We start from the raw sequence: 24328 nt of genomic DNA, 5'->3' as shown, positions 1-24328 counted from the left end.
GACATGACGATTTATGAGGGAAATTATTCTACAAAGGATCTTCGAATAGGGATAGTAGTCGCGCGATTTAATGAATTTATCAATCAAAAATTGTTACAAGGAGCGTTGGATAATTTAAAAAGACATGGCGTTAAAGAAGAACAAATTGATATATATTGGGTACCGGGAGCTTTTGAAATTCCTTTTATTACCAAAAAACTCAGCAAAAAGGATAGTTATGATGGGTTGATTACGTTGGGGACAGTGATCAGAGGCGCAACTACTCATTATGAATTAGTTTCCAATGAGGTAGCAAAAGGTGTCGCACATATTAACCTAGAATCCAATATTCCCGTGATGTTCGGTGTATTAACCACAGAATCCATTGAGCAAGCAATTGAAAGAGCAGGTACGAAAGCAGGAAATAAAGGTAGTGAAGCTGCTCAAGGGTTAATTGAGATGATTTCTCTTTCACAACAAATTTAAGAATTATTATTTTTTTAAATATGATGATTTTACTGCGGATATACTAACCTTAGATTCAAATCAGTTATGAGGGGGAAATAATCATTAGTCATCTATTTTTGTTGATGATTCATTTCACTATTCTTAGCAATTGTAGTGTCAATTCCCTTTACAAGTAACGTGTAGGTTTGATTCCTATAGTTGGCACACTAGATAAACACCGTCATATAAAGGTTTATACCTATATATTGACGGTGTATTTTGTGTTTTATACTGTTGCTTTGAATATTGCTGCTTTTTCAAATGATACTAAAGGAGAAAAATGAATTTCAATATCACCTGTTTGATTTAAACCAAAATGGGCTATAACGTCCATCTGTTTTCCTGGTGCAACAGACCCCAAGGTATTTTCATTCGCATAGCTTTCAGATTTTTTATCGTCCGATCCATACACTTCCACATCGGCACCTACAGGAATGTCTGAGTCACTTTCATTTTTTACAGTATAATTGATTTTGACTACGTTTGCTGGTTGTTCATCTTCAAATTGATTTCTTTCGTCAGTTAGTTCAACACTATTGAGAGTGTATGAAGCATCCCCGACTTTAACAGTATCCCCAATTTTATAGAATTCAATAGCGTTACTCGATGATTGAGTAGTTTTAGTTGTTTCAGTTTGATTTTGTGCGGATATCTTTTCTCCACCATTTTTATTATTACTTTCACCTAATGAACCGCCAATAATTGCGATAATAATTACTGCTAGTACCCAGAACCAAACTTTTTTATAGAAAGGTTTAGTTACTTTATACATCTTTCCATCTTGTCCCATTACTTTTTTTGCCATTTTACAATTCCTCATTTCTTGTTATAATATACTTTGTTATTTCAGAGACAAGTAATTAGTCCGTGTTGCAGCACGGACTTTTTCGTATATTAGTTGTTTTCTTTCTATACATATATAATATTTAAAAGTTCCGTAATGTTACAATATTTTACTCAACACATTTTTCATATTGCTGATATATTTCATGATTTCCCTTGGAAGATATGTCATTTGGGTCTCGTAATATCTCAGCATCGACGTCGAAAGTTTAAATGTAAGATTATTAAAATCATGATTTTTAAAAATATGTTTGAGTGATAGAAATTACCACTGTTTCATGAAGCTAATGTGATAAAAAACCATTATAATAATATCAAATATTTTTAAATATGTAAAAAAATATTTGTTTTTTTATGTGTATCTAAAATAAGAAAAAATTACCTTAAAAAAACGTTTATTTTTTATATTAATGTTATATATTTTGATTCATTTTTAAGAAAACGCTATCAAAAACATCCTGACACTGTTACACTTTAACTAAATGAGTGAAAGGAAGTGGACAGCAATGGATTTAGTGATTGCAAAAGATTATGAAACGCTTAGTGAAGTGACAGCGGGGATCGTCTTGGAAAAAATGTTGAAGAAAAAACGAGTGAATTTGTCTTTGACGACAGGAAATTCGCCTAAGATGGCGTACGAGATTTTAGTGGAGACGCTTAGTAAATTACAGATGGATACATCGATGATCCATTATTATAATTTTGATGAAGTGGCATTAAAGGACAAGCAGTATGGTCTGACTATGTCAGGACTGAAAGAAGCCCTTTATGATCCTATAGGGGTCGCTACTGAAAATATCCATGAACTGACTATTGATAATTATCAAGATGTGGATAAACGAATGGCGCAAGCGGGTGGATTGGATCTAGTCTTGATGGGGCTTGGTGAAGATGGTCATTTTTGTGGAAACATGCCTGGATATACGGATTTTAGTAAGGAGACTTATAGCATTCCAGTCATTCCAGGAGATCAGATGTATGAATCGTTAAAAGAACATCTGGGAGAAGAACCTGGTGATTACTTTGTGACATTTGGGCCAAAGACGGTCATGGCAGCGAAACAGTTAGTATTGATCGTTAACGGGGAGCATAAAGCAGAGATCATCAAACAAGTGATCGAAGGACCAGTAACAGAGCAGATTCCTGCATCGATCTTGATGACTCATCCCGATATCACAGTGATTTTAGATGAAGCAGCTGCAAAATTATTAAAATAAATAGTCATATCAATGGATTGTTTCAAAGAACAACACAGAATCCACGAAAATCATATTACCGATTTTTGTGGATTTTTTTGCATGTCTGAATTTAACTGTAGACTCGTTTTCCATCGTATTCTCCGGTAGAATAGATAAGAAAACAGACTATATCGTTCATTGGCGAAAAACTGCCAGAATAGGAGAAAGAGATGAATCAGTTTTATAAGAGAATCCAATATAAATTTTCTGAATTAAATCAAGTGGAAAAAAATATCTTAGATTATTGTTTGCATCAATCAAGAAAAGTTTCCTCCATGACAGCCGAAGAATTAGCGAGTGAAACATTTACCAGCCAATCGACTATTACTCGAATGGCAAAAAAGCTTGGCTTTAAAGGATTTCAAGAATTTAAGTTTGCCCTTAAAAGTTACCGGTCATTAGAAGAAACGAGTGGTTCTACTGATGTGTCGGATGAATTCAAACCATTGATCAATGAAATCCTTCGTCAGTTTACAGAGACGTTAGAAAAAATCGAGCCGAAACAAATCGATCGCGCAGTCAATATGATTAAAGAAGCACAACGTATTGAACTGTTTGCTGTAGGGCAAAGTATTCCGGTCGCTGTTTCCCTGAATCGAAAATTGCATTTTCTTGGTAAAAATGTGGGGCATTCAACCGATTGGGACGAATTGCTAGCAGTGAGTAAACAACTAGGAGAAGGAGATCTTGCTATTTTTATTAGTCATAGTGGGGAAACATTAGGAATGCTCGATTATGCTAAACGATTAAAGGAGCGAAATGTTCCTCTGCTGTCTTTTATTGGTCAACCGACAAGTTCTTTAGAAGAATTGTCGACGGTCGCATTTATTGCAGAAATGTTGACGATCTATCATCAGAATATTGATTTGAGTCCAAGAGTTTCAATGGATATCTTGTTAGATATTTTGATGATCCATTATGCGAAACAAGTCATTTCTCAGAATGGAGATTCTAATTTATGAATGCCCATTCTACATGGACAGGAAGTATTGCAACCGCCTTTGTCGTCGCTTACATTTTAAGGGTAAGAAATAGAGTAAGGGGGAAAAGGGATGCAAAAAGGGAAGAAAGCAAGTTGGATGGAGATTTTTCAAGGGTTAGGCAAAACGTTCATGTTACCAGTCGCACTGTTAGCTTTCATGGGATTGTTCTTAGGGATTGGGAGTGCGTTCTCCGCTGAATCAGCAATTACTGCTTTTCCATTTTTAGGTGCTGCTTGGTTACAGGTGATGTTTCGCTTTATGTCGACGATTGGTGGCTTTGCTTTTAGCTATTTACCTGTGATGTTTGCCATGGCGATTCCTTTAGGCTTAGCACGTAAAGAAAAAGGCGTGGCTGCTTTTTCTGGGTTTGTTGGATATGTAGTGATGCAATTATCGATCAATTTTTATTTGCAAGAAACGAATCAATTGGCAGCAAGTGAACAATTACGTGAAGCTGGTCAAGAAATGGTTTTTGGTATCCAAACATTATCTATGGGTGTTCTGGGAGGGATCATTGTCGGGCTAATCGTTTATCAGCTCCATACGCGATTTTATCAATTCCAATTACCAGATAGTTTTGCCTTCTTTTCAGGGACACGTTTTGTACCCATCATTACTTCAGTAACTTTAGCAATTGTTGGCGTGTTGATTCCGATGGTTTGGCCACTTTTTGCCATGTTGATCACTGGGATCGGAAATTTGATCCAACGCTCTGGTGCATTTGGCCCGTTCTTATTCGGTTCTGGAGAACGACTCTTATTGCCATTTGGCTTACATCATATTTTAGTATCGATGATCCGGTTTACAGAAGCTGGAGGAAGTCAGGTCATCAATGGGCAAGAAGTCTTTGGCGCACTAAATATTTTTTATAATGAATTGCAACAAGGATTGGCGATTTCACCGAGCGCCACTGCTTTTCTTTCACAAGGGAAAATGCCGACATTCATGTTTGGCCTTCCCGCAGCGGCTTTAGCGATGTATCAAACCGCAAAGCCAGAGAATCGTGCAAAAATCAAGGGATTATTGATTTCAGGTGTGATTGCTACTTTTGTAACAGGAATTACTGAACCAATCGAATTTCTCTTCTTATTTGTCAGTCCTCTCTTATGGGGATTCCATGTGTTGATGACTGGTGCCGGATTTATGGTCATGAGTTTGTTGGGCGTAACGATCGGGAATACCGATGGCGGAATCCTAGATTTTATTATTTTTGGGGTCATGCAAGGCACTTATACTAAATGGTGGTTAGTTTTAGTTGTGGGGGCTTGTTGGTTTGGTATCTATTACTTTACATTTAAAACAGTGATTTTACGCAAAAACTTAAAGACTCCAGGACGTGAAGAAATAACTGCTGAGACAGAATATACAGACGAAGAAGTAACATATAAAGGAAAAGGCACAGTTGATGCACGAGGAATCTTGGCTGCTTTAGGTGGTGCTGAAAATATCACTTCTTTAGATAATTGCATCACACGTCTAAGGTTAGTGGTGAATGACGGATCGATCGTTGATGATGACCGACTGAAAAAATTAGGTGCATTAGGCGTGGTTCATTTGGATGATACGAATGTACAAGTCATTATAGGAACAAAAGTGACGACTGTTAGAAATCAACTGGACGACATCTTGTCGTTCTGAAATCGGGAGAGTGTAGAAGATGTCTTTCAATGAACAAATCGATCGTAAAGGGACGTATTGTACGCAATGGGATTATATTGAAGACCGCTTCGGTAAAAATGATCTCTTGCCATTTACGATTTCTGATACAGATTTTAAAGTACCAACAGGCGTCGAAGCTGCGCTCCAAGAAAGGTTAAGACATCCAATTTTTGGCTATACTCGTTGGAATCACACAGATTTCAAATCAGCAGTCACTCACTGGTACAAAGAACGTTTTGGACACCAGATCGACGAGGACTGGTTGGTTTACAGTCCTTCCGTCATCTATAGCATCAAGCAACTGATTTGTTTATTAAGCGAATCGGGAGAAGGTGTGATTATCCAAACGCCTGCTTATGATGCCTTTTATAAACTGATTGCTGGGAATGGCCGCAAACTGGTAAGCAATGAATTGATTTATCAAGAAGGTGCCTATAAATTGGATTTTGAGGACTTGAGGCGCCAATTTGAGCAACCGGAGAATAAAATTTTGTTATTGTGTAGTCCCCACAATCCAACAGGTAGAGTGTGGACCAAAAAAGAATTAGTGAACATCATCGAGCTTGCTCAAAAAAACGAGGTGTTCATTATTTCGGATGAGATCCACATGGATATTCTCAGAAAGGGACAACACCATCAACCACTGACAGAATTGATTCAAAAAAATGTCGCAGTCGTCACATCAGGAAGTAAAACATTTAATTTTCCTGGATTGATTTTTTCTTACGGATTGATTCCAGATTCGTCCTTGCGCCAGCGGTTTTTACAACAGATGAAAGAAGCTGATGGCCTCGGTTCCACGAGTGTTTTTGGATTAGTTGCTACGATTTCGGCGTATGAAAAAGAAAACAACTGGGTCAGTGAACTCAATCAGTACATTGATGATAATATTGCTTTTGTCACTGCGTACCTTAAAAAACATCATCCGAAAATCATCGTGACCAAAAGCGAAGCCACCTACTTGATGTGGCTCGATTGTGCCCGACTCCCATTCACTATGGAAGAACTTCAGCAACGAATGATCGAACGAGGCAAGGTTGCGATCATGTCAGGCGAAGTATATGGGAAAGCTAGTCACAATTTTTTGCGATTGAACGTGGGATGCCCACGTAAGAAATTGGAAGAAGGATTGCGGCGATTGACGGAGAGTTTGGGGTAGATAGGATAGTAACAAATACAAATAAATGGAACTTAGTATAATAAACGAGATAAAAAAGTTAAAGGTAAGCGGGTATCTGGCTTATGTTTAGAAGTTCACGCGAATAGCTTATATGTATAGGTTCAAGAAGTTGAAAAAATATGGAGAAAGTGCGTTTCCTGAAAAAAGGAGCGCACTTTTTGCCATCCATGATGAAATAAAGAAACTAGAACAAGGAAGTCGTTAAACTAGATTTATAAAAAAATTCAGGACTTCTTGAACCCAAACGAGAAGTCCTGTTTCTATTCTTAAAAGAACATAAATGAAGGGCTTGCCAAGCATTGGTCGTTTCAAGCAATAGAATTGGCTAGGAGAGATCATCTACATTCTTCTGAAAGAAGTCCATTCTTTTAATTAACCGTTTATTCGGTTTAGGTGGTGCAAGAGAATTAATTTCCCAGACACGTTTCTTCGTTAATATGCATTTAATAAGTAGGTACTTTTTAATTTTGTCTCGGCTTATTAGGTCAGTTCTGATCACTTTGCTGAGTCCTTTTTTTGTTGGATAAAGAAAAAATAGGTCATTCAGATACGTAAAAATTAAATAATAAATCTTGAGGATAGTTCCCCCAGCGATCGCCGAAGATAGTCAAACCACCAGCATTTTCAGCAGTAGCAGGCGCAGCGATTTTAAAGGTGAAAAAGTCACTATGATCTAAGTCGATTTCATTAAGGTTGTGATCTGTTAATTTCTCTCCATCGAGGGAAGTGTCATAGCGATTGATGCGTAAATGCTTAAGTAATCCATATTGACTAAATTCATCGATCCACCATTTTGGAGTCAAGGAACCTCTAACATCTGAAAAGTTCCCTGGAATGGTGTATTTACCAATGCAGTGGTTGTTTAAGTAAAATGAAAGATCACTTGGCCAATAGTTATTAGAGATTGGGAACTCAGAAGCGATTTCCATGCTGATTTCCAATAACTCGATTTTTTCACCAGTTTTCAAAGGATTTGGAATTTTGTATTCTAGAAACCCATTATTTAGCCAGATGATGCTCGCATCAACACGATCTTGGTCAAGAAAAGACTTAGGGTCGTCTAATGCGCCAATCAATCGATCTTTCGTCGCCATACCGCAGGAAGGCTTAGCTTCAAAATCGGTAAAGTGACCTATTTTCACTGATTGGGAGGTTAAATTCATTTGCGGAAACACTTTTGCGGGGAAATTGATATTGATGAAATCAGTTTTTAGAGATAAGTATTTTTTCTTCCAGTCTTGCCCCGATCCTTTTTCTGTTTTGATCAACTGTGCTTGTTCAAGTTTTCGGATGTGCTTTGTCATCAAAGCATTGCTGATCGCTAATTTTTGCCCAATTTCACTGATGCTTTTCTTACTATCTCCTAATTCTCTTAAAATTGCTAAGCGAGTTTCATTTGCGAGTGCTTCGTAGATCGGTAAAGATGCTTTCGTTAAATCCAATTCCATAGCTATCACCTCGTTATACTAATTAGTTTAATGAAAAGATGGATTAATTATATCACATGCTTTTGGATTTACAAAATTGTAAAATGATGGAATCCACCGTAATAAGCTTGTTAAAATAATATTGATAGCGCTTTATTTTTATAGTAACTTTACGGTGTAAACATTGGTGGACGATAGTCTAACAATTATGTTTATTGATAATCAGGTATCATTTTACTTTTTAGTTAAATAAAAGGGGTGTGGAAATTGAAAGTAAAAAAATTAATTGTTTTAGTTGGAACAAGCTTATTATGTACGGTGCTTTTAGCTGCTTGTGGTGGAAGTAATAGTTCAAGCAATGATTCGGAAATTTTGCTTTGGTCTTCGACGACGGGACCGGACGGTGAAAAAATCCAAAAAACGGTTGATCAATACAATAAAACAAATCCAGACTTTAAAGTAAAGTTAGTTAGTATGCAAGGTGACACCTTTACTTCGAAGTTGACGACTGCTGGAAAATCTGGCAAAGGCGTCCCAGATTTAGCTTTGATTGCATCGGAAGCTTTACCCACGTATAAGAACCAAGAGATGCTTGAGACTTGGGATGACATGATTGAAGGAACTGAATTGACACGTGGAAATTATGTAGAAGCTGCTTGGGATACTGGTGTGGTGGAGGATAGTCAATATGGGATTCCAGCAACGATGGGTTCGTGGGTGATGTATTACAACCAAGATTTGGTGGATAAATATGTTCCAGGAGCATTGGATGATGGCGTAGTGACATATGAAGAAATCAGACAGGCTGGGGAAAAAGCAAAAGCAGATGGTATTTATAGTTTTGGCTATACATGGGGCATGCAAAATTATTCTAATCTTTACCAGCAAATGGGTGGAGAATGGCAAGATGCACAAGGAAACATCGCTATCGATAATGATATTTCTTACAATGCCGTTCAAGAGTTTAAAACGCTATATGATGCCGGCTATATGGTCCCAGATGGCGAAGATGCAAACAAACTTTTTGCAAACCAACAGCTGATTTTTCTTCCAGAAGGAACATGGATGTTAAGTAATATGGAAGGAATAAGTGACTTCACTTGGGGTCAGACATTTACGCCGCAATGGGATGCTGGACATATCGTTCAAGGTTCAGGCGTCGATCAGTTTGCGATGCTTAAAACGAGCCAAGAACGTTCGGATGAAAAGAAAAGTAGTATGATCGACTTTCTCACTTGGTTACAAGCAAACCAACTAGAGTGGGTCAAATCTGGCGCAAATCCAACTTCCTTAGCAATGCTAGACAATGAAGAATATGTGGAGATGCCACAATCATTCTTGTTGAAAACAGAAAAAGGACAAGCGGCAATTTCTGTCAACACGGTTGATGGCTTATCTTACATTTTTAGTGAATATGATAATCGTTCATGGGATATGATTACAGGAAAAGCAGATATCCAAACAACTTTTGGTGAGATCCAAAAAGTCGTAGAAGAAAAGATGAAATAATATCCTCACTTGGAGACTGTGGCAGAAGGAAGAGTGACCGTAAAAAGAATTCAGTCGGTTTTTTGATGGCTAGGAATTCCGATGGGTAGGCTAATTTGCTGTCACAGTCGTTTCTTGTTGAAGGGTTGACTAGAAATACAGAGAAGGATGTGTATTGATGAAAAAAAGATTAAATGCCTGGCCAGTCGTTTTTATTGGTCCGCATATGCTCCTTTTTCTTTTATTCTTTTTAGTTCCGGCAGTTATTGGGATTTATGTTTCTTTTACTGAATGGGATTTGTTCAGTACGCCGATTTTTATCGGATTTGATAATTTTAAAACAATTTTATTTGATCAAGACTCGTTATATCATACGCAATTTTTTAATGGAATGAAAAATACGCTGTTTTTTGCGGCAATCTCAGTTCCACTATGTATCGCGATCCCTTTATTATTAGCAGTTGCGTTGTCTACTAAACCAAAATTGATGCGTTTTTTTCAATCGATTCTTTATTTACCTACATTATTTGCAATCTCTGCGGTCATGATCATTTGGGGATTTCTTTTGAGTAAATCATTTGGACCAATCAAAGAAGTATTCGGCATCGATATCAATTTTGTGGGCACTCAACCATGGGCTTGGATCGCTATTTTGATTGTGACGATTTGGTGGACATTAGGTGGGAATCTGATTATTTATGTGGCTGCATTACATGGCGTCTCAAAAGAACAGTTAGAAGCAGCGGAATTAGATGGTGCGAATAGTGTTACTAAATTTTTCCGTATTTCTTTACCTAGTATTCGCAACCAACTCATCTTTACAACGGTCATGACGACCATCGCTCAGTTTAATATCTATGGTCAGCCACTAATGTTGACGGGAGGCGGACCCAATAATTCCACTCGGGTGTTGATGATGTATATCCAAGAAAATGCCTTTGGTAGTAGCACCTCGGTTGCAGGCATTTCTTCAGCGATGGCCATTCTATTAGGTTTTGTGATCATGGCAGTTTCGATTGTGCAATTTCTGGTCATCAAAAAAATGGAAAGATAGGAGGGAAGAAGATGCGAGAAAACAAACTAGGGAAAAGGATTGCCTTTATTTTACTAGCAATCGTGTGCGTCATTTGGATATTTCCTTTGATATGGGCGATTTTCACCTCATTTAAATTAGAGGCAGAGATTCAAAAGGTTGGGTTCAGTTTGATTCCACAAGATTGGACACTTGCTAACTTTTTGAGCTTGTTACAGGGCAATGATTCTTCTCCTGTGTTCCGCTGGTTTGTGAATTCCATGATTATTTCAACTTCACATACCCTATTAGTTATGGTGATCGTCTCGTTTGCGGCCTATGGCTATACACGACTCACTTTTAAGGGAAGAGATGTTATTTTTGCTTTATTGTTAGGAACCATGATGTTTCCCGGAGTGGTCAATTTGATCCCGAACTTCAAAATCGTTGATACTCTAGGTTGGACAAATACATTTCTAGCAGTCATCGTACCTGGAGCAGCAGGTGTTTATAACATTTTCCTCGTTCGACAGTTCATTTTAGGAATTCCCAAAGAATTGGATGAATCGGCTATGATCGATGGGGCAAATGAGTTTCAAATTTTTTATTATATCATTTTACCGCTGATCAAACCTGTATTGACTGTGGTTGCATTGTTTAGTTTTACTGGCTCATGGAATGACTTCTTGTGGCCATCGATCGTGATCAACGATATTGATAAATTACCGATCACACCGGGGCTGCAATTGCTGCAAGGTCAATACATGACCTATCCAGGAATTGGAACTGCTGGTGCAATCTTGGCTTTGATCCCTACCTTTTTATTGTATTTGGTGGCGCAAAAGAGCTTTATGGCGTCGATGTCGTTGCAAAGTGGTATAAAATAATTTGTTTTTTGGAGGAAATATGATTAGAGAAGAATACCCGAGACCGCAATTTGAGAGAGGGAATTGGTTAAGCCTAAATGGTGAATGGCAATTTGCCTTTGATGACCAAAATCTTGGTTTGAAAGAAAAGTGGTACACAAATGAAGCAAATTATGCTTACAAGATCAATGTTCCTTTTGTCTATCAAAGTGCATTAAGTGGCATTGATCAGCGAGAAGTTCATGATGTTGTATGGTATTATCGGACCTTCAATGTACAGGTTCCTGAAGAAAGCCGTGTCCTTTTACATTTTGGTGCAGTGGACTATGAGGCCGATGTATTTGTCAATGGACATCATGTGAAAAATCATTGCGGAGGGCACACCTCTTTTGATATTGACATTACGGATACTCTTGTGACGGGAGAAGAGCAGATACTAAGTGTGCGAGCATTCGATCCGCATTTTGATGAAAGCATTCCACGTGGGAAACAATTTTGGGAAGAAGAATCAGCAGGGATCTGGTACACAAACTCAACGGGGATCTGGCAGCCGGTCTGGCTAGAAGTAGTTGCTGCGACCCACTTGCATCAAGTGAAATTTACTAGTGATTTTGATGCTGGCGCCGTGATGATCGATGTTGAATTGAATCAGTTAAAGCCACAATTAGTGTTAGAGTATCAAATCTATTTTAAAGGTGCTTTAGTCATCAGTGGGGCTGCAGAGTTTGTGACTTCTAAGTTAAGTTTTGCAGTCGATATTTTTCAACAACAAATTTTCCGGACCAATTTTCATCACGAAGGCTGGTCTTGGACACCCGAAAATCCGCAATTATTCGATGTGGAATTGACTCTTAAGGAAGCGGGAAATGCAATCGATCAATTAAAAAGTTATTTTGGTATGCGTAAAATACAGACAGCAAATGGCATGATCTACTTAAACAACAAACCTTACTATCAAAAGTTGGTTCTTGATCAAGGCTATTGGCCTAATGGCTTGTTGACTGCCCCTACGGATGAAGCATTTAAACAAGATATCTTATTAGCAAAAGAAATGGGGTTTAACGGTTGTCGTAAACACCAAAAAACAGAAGACCCGCGCTTTTTATACTGGGCAGATAAATTGGGATTTCTGGTTTGGGGCGAGTGTGCAGCACCGGCGATCTATACCGACCTTTCTGTGACGCGCTTGATGCAGGAGTGGGCAGAGATCATTACTCGTGACTATAGCCATCCTTCGATCGTCACTTGGGTACCGATCAACGAGAGCTGGGGTGTACCAAAAATCTCTTTTGATCGCCAACAACAGCATTTTTCTCAAGCAATGTATCACTTCATCCATTCACTAGACCAGCAACGATTGGTTATTTCAAATGATGGTTGGGCGATGACGGAGACAGATATTTGTGCGATTCATAATTATGCTCATGGACAAGAATCTGAACGACAAAAATATCTGTACTTTAAAGACAGTCTCAGTACGAGAGAAAAATTGGTGAATCGAGTATCAACACCATGGCCGATTTTCGCTGGAGGATTTTCTTATCAGGATCAGCCTATTTTATTAACCGAGTTTGGCGGTATTGGCTTTGATGTTTCTGGACAACCAGGTTGGGGTTATACCTCAGTGGAGAATAAACAAGATTTCTTGAAGGATTATCAACGAATAATGACGGCTGTTTATGATTCTATCGGACTTTGGGGTTATTGCTATACCCAATTGACAGATGTTGAGCAAGAAATCAATGGGCTACTGACCTATGACCGACAACCGAAAGTTGATTTAGCAGCTATTAAAGAAATCAATGATCAGTTCCATCCAACGCAGGTGGAATAATCCCATTGTTGTGGAAAGGGGCGATGTCCGATGGGAAAATCAGTGGATTGGCTCAGTAGTGTAAGTGTCCTGTTTGCTGCGCTTGTGATAACAGGTTGTGGGGCTGGAACTGATACGGGGGAAGAAGTGTCCGATTTTACTTCTATTATCGATAATGATGGAGCGGATCCTTGGATCTTGCAAACGGAGTCTTACTTTTATTATACCAAAACGACTGGGAATAACTTAACGCTATGGCGTGCTGAAAACCTCTCTCTCGTAGCAACCGGTGAAAAAAAGATCATCTGGGAAATACCGGAAGAATTTGAAAGCATCTGGGCACCGGAGCTTCATTACTTAGATGATCGCTGGGTGATGTATTTCGCGGCTAATCACCCTTCAGAAACGCATCGTATGTACGCATTAGTCAATCATCAAAAAGATCCTTACATGGGTGAGTGGCAATTGGAAGAGATCAAAGGGATGGATGATAAATTTGCGATTGATGGCACCGTCTTAGAGATCAATGACAAACGCTATTTCCTTTGGTCTGGTTGGGAAGGATATGAAAATATTGCTCAAAATCTTTATTTAGCGGAAATGGTTTCTCCTACAAAAGTAGTTGGTGAAAAACGGCTTATCTCAAAACCAGAATATGAATGGGAAATGCGTCAAACGCCATTGATCAATGAAGCCCCTCAAGTGATAACCAAAGATAAGACAGTCAATTTGGTATATTCTGCGAGTGGGAGCTGGGACAACGATTATGCGCTAGGTCTTATGACCCTAGATGTAGCTGATGATCCGCTAGAAAAAGCCAATTGGCAAAAGGAACCAGAGCCGATTTTCCAACAGACAAACACTGTGTATGGACCTGGTCATAATGGATTTGCCAAATCAAAAGATGGTTCTGAAGACTGGTTGATTTATCACGCTGCTCGGTGGGATCATTCGGGCTGGGACCGTTCGATCCGCTTGCAAAAGTTTGGTTGGGATCAAGAGGATAAAGTCCTACTGGAAGCTCCTTTGGATGAGTGGCATGTTCAAGCGTTACCAAAAGCTGAGCCGAATCGGATGAGATTACCCGCCAGTCGTGCGTTGCTTGAAGGTGATTTAGCGATTGTCGAGGATGATGCGGCACTCTCTAAGAAAGTCGTACAAGGATTTGAGTCAATTACTGACAAAATCATTTTTACCCCGCAGATCGAGAAAGCAACTGAATCTCTAGTGATTGTCTATGTCAAAACGAAGGATCCTCTTATCATGAATGAACCGATACGGATCAAGATCGAAACGAAACAAGCAAGTCAGTTGGTGGATGTGTATCCTTCCGAATATTATCAACCGCTACAAGTCCGCATGAAGTTACCGAAAGGATCGCAGGAAATCACCCTTTCGTCTGAGATTGGAGTTGATACTCTAAGTATTGATCGTTTAGAAATCGTAAAATAAAGAATATTGAGGAATTCTTCCAATTAACAACGATTGGTGACAATCATTTGGTTCATACTAATTTGTCTTTATATGATCTAGCATGAGTCTTAGACTGTAGACAAACTCTTAAAGCTAGAGTTTTGTTTATAGTCTTTTTTATATTAGTTGAATAAATTAGTTGAATTTTTTATCAAACGATGTAAAGAGAAATTTTAGAATGATTGGTTGATCTGAAACAAAAGCAAAATTAACTTTTGTCTTTCACCTTAAAACCGAATAAATGACAAAAACAGAAGTGAGCTCTTTTTCATTTCATTAAAAAGCCTTGCCTGTGCCGTATCATGATTTGCAACTTAAAGTGATAAAAAATTCGAAAACCATTGGCATTTTTTGATTTAGTTAATATGAGTGAGGAATTTCTATAGCAGTATCAAAAGCCATTATTTTTTTATACTATACTGGTACTAGGTAGGGTGTTTACATAAAAGTAAAATAAATGAGCAAAAATGAACGGAGAACAGATAAATTTTAAATAACTAACATCACATATTTTTATTTATATAAATATATACAATAAGAAGTTATATTTTGTTTACATACATTATTCTATTGGTGAAGATATCTTCTGAAATCAAAAAAAGTAAGTATGCTTGGTAATGAATTATAATTGTAGGTTAAGGAGGAATTAAAATGAAAAAAATGCTATTTTTTATGGCGGTGATTGGAATAGTAACTTTTTGTGATGCAGTCTCTGCACAAGAAGTCAATCAATTGAGTGAACAGGAAAGTGAGATTGCCAATAAGGTAGTTAATTCAGCCGATTTTTACGATAGGGTAAGTATATCTTTTCGAGAAAAATATGGGAATTTATCTGACAGGGAGTATCAAGTACAAGCAAAACTGGACTTTTCTAAAGGAATTTTGGATGAAGAATTTGTTGAGGTATTTGAAGATGAAACAACGGGTGAGCAAAAAGCAATCATCTACGATAAATCCCAAAATAATAATTTAGTTGATATAGATTTTAAACAAAAAGACTATTTTATAAGTCAATACAATGTTGATGTAAATCAAGCAAATAAAATGAAATCAATTGAAAATCGATTAACAAAAAATGCTTCAGGAGAAACGGTTTTGAATCAACGAGATTCTGTTTTACCGCTATCTATGTCGGCAGATGCTGTCTTTTCACAACTTTATGGTGCTCAACTTTTTTCTCTCTATAATCATTGGGAAATTATTCAGACAGAAAAGCTACTCGGTAGGGACGTTGTTATGATTGAAGGAGAGTATCCAGATGAATTAGGGATAAAATTAAACGCTCAAAATTTTAAAGCGTGGATTGATGAAGAAACAGGGGTTATTCTTAAGCTTGAAGGTTTTGTTGATTCCGTAATAACCAATTATTTAATTGTGGATACGATTGATTTTGATTCGGAAGTGTCAATTAGAGATATAGATGAAATAAAAAATGACAACTTAGAGAAATATAGATTTCCAAAAGAAAAACAATATTCAGGAGATGAAACTTCAACTAGTGTAAAAAAATCTAATTTAGCTAAACAACCACGGATCGATTCATATGTTATCGATAACGATCCCTTAGCCGGTCAAGGAACAGCCGCTAATTATAACTTTAATTGGATTGCAAATGCATCTGCATTTAACGGAGAAGAAAGATATGTAAGTAGTGACAGTAATGCGTGGTACTTTTATTCCTTAAACGGGGGCTATACGAATTATCAAGTACAAGCTTATGTATGTTCACCTAGAGCCTACAGTACAGCTACAGGTTATTGGAGTGAATATCTGACAACAAGAATTGGTACGTTAAATCAAAATTTAGCCGCTTGTGGATGGAACACATTTAGCGATTCTTATACATTTTTTAGTCACTTGAGAATAAATGTCGCACGTTCAACAAATAGTGTGGCAGATGGAATAAATTTTCGGATTTTGAATTAAATAAATTGATTATTTGAATAAGCCGTTGATATTCTGTCTTCTTTATTTTTTTGAAATGACGGGAAAGAGAGCAAACTAGAATGAAGAAACGAATAATATCCATCCTGCTATTTCTATTACTAATGGCTGGCTGTAGTAGCGAAACAAATACAAGACAATTTGAAATGAGTGACAGCGTTCCGGAAACAAAAGAAAGCACTCAATCACAGGAAATAGCTGATTCAGACGATTTAACATTCGAGGAATATAAAAAAGCCTTTCCTGGTCCGGGAAAACTCGATGAAGCATATCAGAAATTAAAAATAAAAAGCGATATTTCCCACGACCAGTTACACGATCTCTTGATTAAGTATTCCTGGAAACTGGAGGGAGGGGGTATTTTGATCTTCAATGAATCAGGTGAAGTACAGCGAATCAATCTGTCTGGGCTGATAGAGTATGCTGGAATATATTCAGTTAATCAAGATAACTTCTATTTAGAACCAGATCCAGCAAGTGTGAACTATGCAAATGTGATCAAAGATCATAAGTACAGGATCGAAGCAGATAGATTGTTTTTATTCAGCGAGGAAGTGAAAGAACATCAAGTCATTATGTATCCTATGAAAAAAATAATTCCATAAACCAGTATTTTTTGTGCTCAATCTATTTATAAGTCATTAAATAAATAAGCGATTTAAAGCATCGGTATTCTGCCGATGCTTTTTTGTCACAATTTTCTTCATTTTATCGACATATTAAACGTATTTAAATACGCAAAAATTTTGAGAGGAGAATCAAAATGAAGTATGTTGTAAAATCTGGAGATTCGTTAAGTAGGATTGGTGAAAAATTTGGGGTATCAGTTAGTCAATTACAACAATGGAATGGAATCAAAAATCCTGACTTTATTTTAGTTGGGCAAGAGCTGATGATCATGAAAGAGTCGAATGATACACTTACGCGAAAGATTACTAGGAGCCAACTTGAAGCAATTGGATGGAGTAATTTTTCAGAGCAGATAATCAACGATTTAAATCAGTGCATCAACGTGTATCGTATCACTGAACTTAATCCTTTACAGCATTTTATTAGCCAGTGTAGTCACGAGTCAGGTTGTGGGAAATGGCGCATAGAACTTGCTTCTGGAGAAGCTTATGAAGGGCGTAGTGACCTTGGAAATGTTTTTAGTGGGGATGGTAGAAAATTCAAAGGGGCAGGATTTATTCAACTAACTGGTCGTTATAATTATACACAGTTTTCTTTATCAATCGCAGATCCAGAAGTTGTCAATCAAGGAGTAACTTATGTGGCTGAAAGATATCCTTGGTCAAGTGCTGGCTATTGGTGGGAGGTCAATGGGATGAATGATTTCTGTTTATTATCACCTACTGTTGAACAAGTGACATTTAAAGTAAATGGTGGATACAATGGATTAGCTTCACGTAAATTCTATTACGAAAAATGTTGCGAAGTTATCAGTTAAGAGGGAGATAATGTTTAGTAAAATGGAGATTTTTATACATTTATTTGAAACTGAAAAAGAATTGATTCATATCTTCTTTTTGTTGATTTTATTAGATTTATTCACTGGTTGGCTAAAAGCGAAAGTACAAAGAACTTGGTATTCTAATTTGAGCTGGCAAGGTCTGTGGAAGAAGCTTAGTCATTTTATTTTATTGATTTTGACAGGCGTCGTGGACATCGTTCTATCAAAAAATAATGTTCAACTTGAATTCACACTAGTGCAAGTATTTACAACATTCTTAGTACTGACGGAAATCGGAAGTATTTTAGAGAATATGGCAGAAACAAATCTAACAAAATATTTTCGTCAGATCATCGAATCGATTGAACAGAAATTAAAAAAAGGCAGCTAATATCCAAAAAATAGAAAAATAAAGAGTAGATTCTATGTCACAGATTTATTCAACTTATCGACATATCCTTTCAAAAGAATGAATGGAGTGGCTAATGATGAGTTTTTGGATAAGCATAACAGAAAGAGTGGATTTGTATGTAATAGAACAAAATGGAGAGTTACTGGAAGCAATACTCAGAGATTTTTTTCCATATTTAAAAAAAAGTGCTAAAAATGCCCAAATTTCAGCAGAGAAATTGGGCGTATACATACCTTTTGAAGATTTTTATAGTACTTATCTGTTAGCTACATGGAAAGCGATTGAAGATTATCGACTGGAAAGAAAGAAGAAAGAGTTGAAGTTTAAAAATTTGTTTCTCTATCGCTTAGCAATTGCTGAGAAAGATGTATGGCGTCTTTACAAAAAAAGTTCAAACAATAAGAATGACAAAAATGGGATTACTTATGATGCTGGGCGTTGGCAATCTTTAGATCCTGGATTTATAGAGAGTCAGTCATCGGTGGAAATTGATTCAACTATCGATTTAAAAGAGATGGTTTGTAATTATCAAAAGCAAGAACCACTTGATGGGTTCTTCTTTTCATTGCTAGTTGAAGGGTTTACTTGTTCTGAAGCAGCGAAAATCATGTTTTCAGAAAAGGACTACCATCCGTCAGTGCGTAAAAGAGTGGAGAGAATGAAGAAACGCTTAAAAAAATATTTGCTTCAAGAAAAATATTTCCTGAATACTGTCACAAATTCTAAAAAATCTCAACATATCTAAGTGATTCGAATCAAAATAATGTTGAGGAGTGAAAAGAATGGATAAGAAAGCAAAACAAACACGTGATCCTTGGGTGTTAGAGGTACAGCAATGGTTGAATGAGACATATGGAAATGTAGCAGGCTTTGGTTCAGTACCGGAAGATGGTTATACTGGATGGAATACGATTTATGGATTGATTCGAGCGGTACAACATGAACTAGGAATTACGACATTAGTTGATAACTTCGGTGCTACCACTTCTGCTTTATGGGATAAAGAAGTCACCCCCAATCTAATCAACACATATGAAAGTAATTTTGTAAAGTTGATTGATGGTGCATTTCGTTGTAAAGGAATGGGAACTGGAAAGTTTAATACCATTTACACAACGGACAATGACAATGCAATAAAGCAGTTAAAAATTGCCGCAGGATTTGAATCAGTCAATAGTACATTAGATTCCACATGGGCCAAAGCCTTGTTTGATATGAGCGCTTTTGTTTTAGTACCAAGTGGAGATGCGACGATTCGCTCGATGCAACAAGGATTGAATCGAGAGTACTGGCAATATACGGGGATTTTGCCTTGTGATGGCGTTTATCAGCGTCAAACCAATACAGCATTGATTTATGGTCTTCAAGCAGAAATTGGTATGGATACAAATACAGCAAATGGTAATTATGGTCCTGGGACTGAAGCGGGTACCCCAGTACTAAATCAAGGAGACATCGGTCCATTTGTTCGAATTTTGCAATACGGTCTTTATGTGAACGGTTATAACAAACAAGGTGATTTTTCAGGAAACTTTACGTCATATATTGCGGAGCAAATTCTTGCTTTCCGACAGTTTATGGTATTGCCACCGTATAATCAAACGTCGGATTTAACCGTGATGAAAGGTTTACTAACATCAAACGGGAACACGAATCGTTCAGCAGAGGCCTTTGACACCTCGACAATTTTGACTAAAGAAACAGCGGAAGGTTTGAAATCACAAGGTTTTTCGATTGTTGGACGCTACTTGACAGGTACGGTTGGAACAGGAGCCGACGAACGTGATAAAAGTTTATCATTCGAAGAGATAGAAGCAATTACACAAGTTGGCTTAGCTATTTTTCCTATCTACCAAGATGGCGGTTGGTATGAATCTTATTTCACGCAAGATCAAGGCCTAAAAGATGGAAAACTGGCGATTGAAGCAGCATATAACTTAGGTTTTCCTTTAGGAACAACCATTTATTTTGCATGTGATGTGGATATTCAAGACGGAAATATCCCCGGAACCGTCTTACCTTATTTTGCGGGAGTATGGTCAATTCTTTCATCAGACCAGACATATAATGTTGGCGTTTATGGTACTAGAAATGTTTGTCAGAAAATCATTGATGCGAGTTATGCAACTCAAGCTTTTGTATCTAATATGTCCTCAGGCTTTAGTGGTAATTTAGGATTTCCTATGCCTAAACAATGGGCATTTGATCAGTTTATTGAACTGACCACAGCGGGAGTAGGTATCGATAAAGTTGCTGTGTCAGGTAGAGATCGAGGTATTTCATCTTTTTCTGTATCGCCAGAAGCAATTGCGAAAAGAGAGTTATTGAAGCTGTATAAAAATTTCGGTGTAGCAGAAACAGCATTTGAATTTGAACAAGAAGTACGTATAGAGCCAGCACCAAATTACGTGGTCTATTTGAAACCTCATATGGAGTGGTCTATTTCAGGAGAAGAATATGGGATTTCTGTATTAGTGAAGGATAAAAAAGTGGATATGTCTCCTTATTACAATGAAATCACTGAGTCGATCGTGGAATACAGTGAGTATCTTAAAGGAGACACAAAAAGTTTTGAAGATGTCATCAACGAACTTGGACCAAAAGTAGATAATGGAGCGATTGCAGTTGGATTAGCAACGAAAGAAGGGTTAATAGGTACACGTATCTTGATGACCTTTGAGAAAGAGTTGAAGCACGGAGACCATGAAATTACATCCAAATTTCAATTAGAGATTGAGATTTACTTACGTCCGCTTGTTGATTCCCCCTTACCAGATCCAGTTTATCAGGACGTCGTAGAACAGTTGGAGAATGGGACGTTTGAGTGGGATACTAAGCTAATTGTTGGGGTATTGGTATCAACCACAGCCGTTGTACTGCTTTATGCGTACGGTTCAGCTATCATAGGTGCTATAGGAGCAATTATTGTTGGTATTACTGGTTCTATTTCAACCGTTGTTGCTGCACTAGCAGTAATTGGTATCACTTTAATGGGGATATATTCTCATTTTATTGGAGCATAACAATCAGGAAACAAGATAAATCAAAGTTGAAAAGCACTTTGGTTTATCTTGTTAAACTGTAGTCATTAAACCAATAAACAGTGACAAGGAACCAAAAATAAATATCAAGTAAACTGAGTAGATCATTTTGCTTTGCCAGGACAGGATTTTTTGTTTCTCTTCTAAATTAGTGAAAAAATAAGTAAAATGATTCTTTTTTTTAGTAATGATTAAATATCCTGCTAAAATTGTTTTTTTTAAATATCGCCATTTTTGTAAAGCTACAAGACAAAAAATTATACCTAGGATAATAAATAGTATGGAGAAAGGTATGTTATTCTCGGTTATAAAAAAAATTGACAAAATACAAGAAATTAATGAGAAAAGTATAAAACGATTACTTTTTCTAAGAATCGGAATATATTCATTTGCTTCAGCTGTACTGAAACTCAGAATATTACGTTTAATTACTGTCTTTTTGAACACTTCTATCTTAGTGTTTATGTAGCTTAAGAATACTAATGTAATTAACATAAGTAATAGAAAAAAATAACTGGTCATAACCAAGAAATTATGCATGCTGTTTCTCCTCTTTTATAAATATGTAAAGCTTCTTGAATAACTTTCTGCATAGTGCCTTACAGGGGAAATTTACTTAATCATTCTTACAAATCAAAAATTTTAGAACAAAGAATACAATTTACAATTATAATTGCTGAAAAAGCTCCTAGGTATGCGAGTACAAGCATGACTCTTTGCCTAGAAAGAATCTTTTGTTGCTCTTCTGGTTCTGTAAAAAAATAGATAGAATATAGTTTTTTCTGTAGGTTACTAGGTAACCTTGAGAGATTGTTCTTTTAAAGTATCGCCATTTGTCTAGAGATAAGTGTAAGCAGAGTACAGCAAATAAGGCGCATCCTAAAGTTAAGTAATATTTGTTATTTATCAAAAATATGCCAGCTATGATACAAGAAGTTAAGCCAGTAAAAACAAATAGATTACTTCTTTTCGTAATCAAATAATACTCTTTTGTGTATTCAATATCTGGTAATAAGTATTTATTCTCGAAGATTTGTTTACGATATTTTTCCATTTTCAAAAAAAAAAAGCCAATGAGAATAAAAATATATAGAGAAGAGAGAGAAAAAAGTAAGCAACTATTACTAAAAAATTATCCATGTAATAACTCCATTCTTACGGATTAGTCAAAAATCTAACATAAAAAATGCTATCAGCTATAATTAACAGATAAAAACGTTATCATCTATAAGTATACGCAATGAATGGATAGATAAAACGCAATCAGTTAAAATATTTTTTATAATGAGAGTTATTTTAACTGGCTATCATAAAAGAAAAAGCTACCCTCTAATTTGAAAGGATAGCTTCATTCATTACTTATTTATCTGTTTGTTCCCCAATTTGGTGGGCTTTTTGTTTTTCAGTTTCCCGTACGATATAGACTGGGCGTTTTTTCGTTTCTAGGAAGATTTTCCCGATATATTTCCCAATGATGCCAAGACAAAGGAGTTGGATTCCGCCGATGAATAAAACGATCGAGACGAGTGAAGGCCAACCGGAAGTTGGATCACCAAATAATAACGCACGTAAAATAATAAATAATATGGCGATTCCTGAACCGATACATGATAATGCACCAACAAATGAGGCGATGTTCAATGGCGTGTCAGAAAAATTGACGATCCCATCAATTGAATAGTTGAATAATTTCCAAAATGACCAAGACGTTTCACCGGCAACGCGTTCGCGATTTTCAAATGAGAGATACTCAGTTTTGAATCCTACCCAACTGAATAGTCCTTTTGAAAAGCGATTGTATTCCGCTAATTCTAAGACCGCATCCACCATTTGGCGAGTCATCATGCGATAATCTCTTGCACCGTCAATCATTTCAGTATCACTGATTTTATTGATCAATTGGTAAAATTTCTTCGCAAAGAAACTACGGATAGCTGGTTCACCTTCACGAGTAGAACGGCGTGTACCGATACAATCGATATCGGAGTGGATGACTTTATCGATCATCACTGGTAATAATTCAGGCGGATCTTGTAAATCGACGTCCATGACAGTGACAAGGTCTCCTGTAGAGGCTTGCAGGCCGGCATATAGTGCAGCTTCTTTTCCGAAATTTCGTGAAAAAGCGACAAAACGAACGGATTCATGTACATTCGCTAATTTTTTGATGGCAGCCAATGTGCCATCACTTGACCCATCATCGATAAAAAGATACTCGAACTCGTAATCGCCACGAAATTTTTCGACTTCGTCAAAAAAAAGTGGGACAGTTTTTTCTTCATTAAAACAAGGGATGACAATTGATATTTTCATGTTTTCGTTCCTTTCAAGCATGTTTTTTTCATATAACCTATATAAATAAAAGTATGCTTAAATAACAAAAATAAAAGATGTTATAAGCGCCTTATTCAGTGTACCATCTCTATGGCATTAAATAAACTTTTAGGTTGCTTTTTTTTCTTGAATCATAGATGATAAATAAAATAAGTGAGGAGGAAGGCGGACAAAAATGAAAATTGAAACACCAATCGGTCCTTTATGGCTTGATGCCGATCAAAAAGGATTAACAGCTGTCTCTTTTGAACGAATTTCTGAAAATGAAGAAGCAAATGCTCAGATTTTATCCTTGGCAAAACAACAGCTGGAAGAGTATTTTTCAGGTGAAAGACACGTTTTCGATGTACCTTTATCTTTCCAAAGAGGAACAGCCTTTCAACAAAAGGTTTGGCGAGTGCTCACAAGAATCCCTTATGGACAAAGTCGCACATATAAACAAGTGGCACAGGCAATCGGGCAACCAAAGGCAGCTCGTGCGATTGGTCAAGCCAATCGTTTGAATCCTCTACCAATCGTTATTCCTTGTCACCGAGTGATTGGGCAAAATGGACAATTGACTGGGTATATGGGGAAAGCTGAAAATGGGTTAGTGATCAAACGGCAACTATTAGTGCTTGAAAATATTTTAGCTCATTAGGCTGTACTACTAGCTGACAGCACAGATAAATAAGCACCA

The 24328-nt window shown here is 36.9% G+C and carries 20 protein-coding genes; 17 read left to right on the top strand and 3 right to left on the bottom strand.

The features are described from left to right. Positions 1-3 precede the first annotated feature (3 nt). Entirely contained in the window at positions 4-465 is a 462-nt protein-coding gene (ribH, locus tag IGK01_RS11420; RefSeq protein WP_062805754.1) for a 6,7-dimethyl-8-ribityllumazine synthase, read from the top strand. A gap of 247 nt (positions 466-712) precedes the next feature. Here ribH and IGK01_RS11415 read toward each other — a convergent pair whose 3' ends face one another. Further along, complete coding sequence (locus IGK01_RS11415) at positions 713-1291, bottom strand: DUF4352 domain-containing protein (RefSeq protein ID WP_438840775.1); 579 nt, start codon at positions 1289-1291, stop codon at positions 713-715. A gap of 544 nt (positions 1292-1835) precedes the next feature. On the opposite strand from IGK01_RS11415, the gene IGK01_RS11410 reads away from it, so the two are divergent. From IGK01_RS11410 to IGK01_RS11395, 4 genes are all read left to right on the top strand, one after another. Then, on the top strand, positions 1836-2546 hold the full coding sequence (locus tag IGK01_RS11410; RefSeq protein ID WP_010734607.1) for a glucosamine-6-phosphate deaminase: 711 nt from the start codon (positions 1836-1838) through the stop codon (positions 2544-2546). A 191-nt stretch (positions 2547-2737) separates the two neighbouring features. Continuing rightward, positions 2738-3529 (top strand): MurR/RpiR family transcriptional regulator, encoded by a 792-nt coding sequence (locus tag IGK01_RS11405; protein WP_010734608.1) that lies wholly within the window; start codon positions 2738-2740, stop codon positions 3527-3529. A gap of 90 nt (positions 3530-3619) precedes the next feature. Next, entirely contained in the window at positions 3620-5188 is a 1569-nt protein-coding gene (gene malX / locus IGK01_RS11400; RefSeq protein ID WP_194179504.1) for a maltose/glucose-specific PTS transporter subunit IIBC, read from the top strand. A 19-nt stretch (positions 5189-5207) separates the two neighbouring features. After that, positions 5208-6368: a MalY/PatB family protein gene (locus IGK01_RS11395; protein ID WP_010734610.1), complete on the top strand. Its 1161-nt coding sequence runs from the start codon at positions 5208-5210 to the stop codon at positions 6366-6368. Between the two features lie 560 nt (positions 6369-6928). Here the strand turns inward: IGK01_RS11395 and IGK01_RS11390 are convergent. Continuing rightward, positions 6929-7837, bottom strand: a complete 909-nt coding sequence (locus tag IGK01_RS11390; RefSeq protein ID WP_010734611.1) for an ArsR/SmtB family transcription factor — start codon at positions 7835-7837, stop codon at positions 6929-6931. Positions 7838-8083: 246 nt separating this feature from the next. Here IGK01_RS11390 and IGK01_RS11385 point away from each other — a divergent pair, with 246 nt between their 5' ends. From IGK01_RS11385 to IGK01_RS11335, 11 genes are all read left to right on the top strand, one after another. After that, on the top strand, positions 8084-9325 hold the full coding sequence (locus IGK01_RS11385; protein WP_194179503.1) for an ABC transporter substrate-binding protein: 1242 nt from the start codon (positions 8084-8086) through the stop codon (positions 9323-9325). 157 nt (positions 9326-9482) lie between these two features. Further along, a complete protein-coding gene (locus IGK01_RS11380; protein ID WP_041684286.1) occupies positions 9483-10358 on the top strand; it encodes a carbohydrate ABC transporter permease in 876 nt (291 codons plus the stop codon). 11 nt (positions 10359-10369) lie between these two features. Then, complete coding sequence (locus IGK01_RS11375; protein WP_349520554.1) at positions 10370-11203, top strand: carbohydrate ABC transporter permease; 834 nt, start codon at positions 10370-10372, stop codon at positions 11201-11203. A gap of 19 nt (positions 11204-11222) precedes the next feature. Then, entirely contained in the window at positions 11223-13016 is a 1794-nt protein-coding gene (locus IGK01_RS11370) for a glycoside hydrolase family 2 protein (protein ID WP_349520552.1), read from the top strand. A 30-nt stretch (positions 13017-13046) separates the two neighbouring features. Next, entirely contained in the window at positions 13047-14447 is a 1401-nt protein-coding gene (locus tag IGK01_RS11365) for a glycoside hydrolase family 43 protein (protein WP_224434225.1), read from the top strand. A 672-nt stretch (positions 14448-15119) separates the two neighbouring features. Further along, positions 15120-16394, top strand: a complete 1275-nt coding sequence (locus tag IGK01_RS11360; protein WP_438840774.1) for a hypothetical protein — start codon at positions 15120-15122, stop codon at positions 16392-16394. An 80-nt stretch (positions 16395-16474) separates the two neighbouring features. Beyond that, positions 16475-17017 carry a hypothetical protein gene (locus IGK01_RS11355; RefSeq protein ID WP_010734618.1) on the top strand — a complete coding sequence of 181 codons (543 nt, stop codon included), beginning with the start codon at positions 16475-16477 and terminating at the stop codon, positions 17015-17017. Positions 17018-17175: 158 nt separating this feature from the next. Then, entirely contained in the window at positions 17176-17859 is a 684-nt protein-coding gene (locus tag IGK01_RS11350; protein ID WP_153830129.1) for a LysM peptidoglycan-binding domain-containing protein, read from the top strand. 10 nt (positions 17860-17869) lie between these two features. After that, positions 17870-18253: a phage holin family protein gene (locus IGK01_RS11345; protein ID WP_153830130.1), complete on the top strand. Its 384-nt coding sequence runs from the start codon at positions 17870-17872 to the stop codon at positions 18251-18253. A gap of 97 nt (positions 18254-18350) precedes the next feature. Continuing rightward, positions 18351-19019 carry a BacL2 family protein gene (gene bacL2 / locus IGK01_RS11340; protein ID WP_023520258.1) on the top strand — a complete coding sequence of 223 codons (669 nt, stop codon included), beginning with the start codon at positions 18351-18353 and terminating at the stop codon, positions 19017-19019. A 37-nt stretch (positions 19020-19056) separates the two neighbouring features. Next, complete coding sequence (locus tag IGK01_RS11335; protein ID WP_137072800.1) at positions 19057-21297, top strand: glycoside hydrolase domain-containing protein; 2241 nt, start codon at positions 19057-19059, stop codon at positions 21295-21297. A 1377-nt stretch (positions 21298-22674) separates the two neighbouring features. Here the strand turns inward: IGK01_RS11335 and IGK01_RS11330 are convergent. After that, positions 22675-23628, bottom strand: a complete 954-nt coding sequence (locus tag IGK01_RS11330; RefSeq protein WP_409173588.1) for a glycosyltransferase family 2 protein — start codon at positions 23626-23628, stop codon at positions 22675-22677. A gap of 196 nt (positions 23629-23824) precedes the next feature. On the opposite strand from IGK01_RS11330, the gene IGK01_RS11325 reads away from it, so the two are divergent. Then, positions 23825-24289, top strand: a complete 465-nt coding sequence (locus IGK01_RS11325; RefSeq protein ID WP_010734626.1) for a methylated-DNA--[protein]-cysteine S-methyltransferase — start codon at positions 23825-23827, stop codon at positions 24287-24289. Positions 24290-24328 lie beyond the last annotated feature (39 nt).

Source organism: Enterococcus sp. AZ080 (genome assembly GCF_051714945.1).
Taxonomy (GTDB): Bacteria; Bacillota; Bacilli; order Lactobacillales; family Enterococcaceae; genus Enterococcus_B; species Enterococcus_B pernyi.
Note: the sequence above shows the minus strand (reverse complement) of the source record. Positions and strands in the feature narration are given on the sequence as shown.

Excerpts from the sequence above, each read along its gene's own strand:
- ribH (WP_062805754.1), top strand. The coding sequence starts at position 4 with ATGACGATTTATGAGGGAAATTATTCTACAAAGGATCTTCGAATAGGG.
- IGK01_RS11415 (WP_438840775.1), bottom strand. The coding sequence starts at position 1,291 with ATGGCAAAAAAAGTAATGGGACAAGATGGAAAGATGTATAAAGTAACT.
- IGK01_RS11410 (WP_010734607.1), top strand. The coding sequence starts at position 1,836 with ATGGATTTAGTGATTGCAAAAGATTATGAAACGCTTAGTGAAGTGACA.
- IGK01_RS11405 (WP_010734608.1), top strand. The coding sequence starts at position 2,738 with ATGAATCAGTTTTATAAGAGAATCCAATATAAATTTTCTGAATTAAAT.
- malX (WP_194179504.1), top strand. The coding sequence starts at position 3,620 with ATGCAAAAAGGGAAGAAAGCAAGTTGGATGGAGATTTTTCAAGGGTTA.
- IGK01_RS11395 (WP_010734610.1), top strand. The coding sequence starts at position 5,208 with ATGTCTTTCAATGAACAAATCGATCGTAAAGGGACGTATTGTACGCAA.
- IGK01_RS11390 (WP_010734611.1), bottom strand. The coding sequence starts at position 7,837 with ATGGAATTGGATTTAACGAAAGCATCTTTACCGATCTACGAAGCACTC.
- IGK01_RS11380 (WP_041684286.1), top strand. The coding sequence starts at position 9,483 with ATGAAAAAAAGATTAAATGCCTGGCCAGTCGTTTTTATTGGTCCGCAT.
- IGK01_RS11375 (WP_349520554.1), top strand. The coding sequence starts at position 10,370 with ATGCGAGAAAACAAACTAGGGAAAAGGATTGCCTTTATTTTACTAGCA.
- IGK01_RS11370 (WP_349520552.1), top strand. The coding sequence starts at position 11,223 with ATGATTAGAGAAGAATACCCGAGACCGCAATTTGAGAGAGGGAATTGG.
- IGK01_RS11365 (WP_224434225.1), top strand. The coding sequence starts at position 13,047 with ATGGGAAAATCAGTGGATTGGCTCAGTAGTGTAAGTGTCCTGTTTGCT.
- IGK01_RS11360 (WP_438840774.1), top strand. The coding sequence starts at position 15,120 with ATGAAAAAAATGCTATTTTTTATGGCGGTGATTGGAATAGTAACTTTT.
- IGK01_RS11355 (WP_010734618.1), top strand. The coding sequence starts at position 16,475 with ATGAAGAAACGAATAATATCCATCCTGCTATTTCTATTACTAATGGCT.
- IGK01_RS11350 (WP_153830129.1), top strand. The coding sequence starts at position 17,176 with ATGAAGTATGTTGTAAAATCTGGAGATTCGTTAAGTAGGATTGGTGAA.
- IGK01_RS11345 (WP_153830130.1), top strand. The coding sequence starts at position 17,870 with ATGTTTAGTAAAATGGAGATTTTTATACATTTATTTGAAACTGAAAAA.
- bacL2 (WP_023520258.1), top strand. The coding sequence starts at position 18,351 with ATGAGTTTTTGGATAAGCATAACAGAAAGAGTGGATTTGTATGTAATA.
- IGK01_RS11335 (WP_137072800.1), top strand. The coding sequence starts at position 19,057 with ATGGATAAGAAAGCAAAACAAACACGTGATCCTTGGGTGTTAGAGGTA.
- IGK01_RS11330 (WP_409173588.1), bottom strand. The coding sequence starts at position 23,628 with ATGAAAATATCAATTGTCATCCCTTGTTTTAATGAAGAAAAAACTGTC.
- IGK01_RS11325 (WP_010734626.1), top strand. The coding sequence starts at position 23,825 with ATGAAAATTGAAACACCAATCGGTCCTTTATGGCTTGATGCCGATCAA.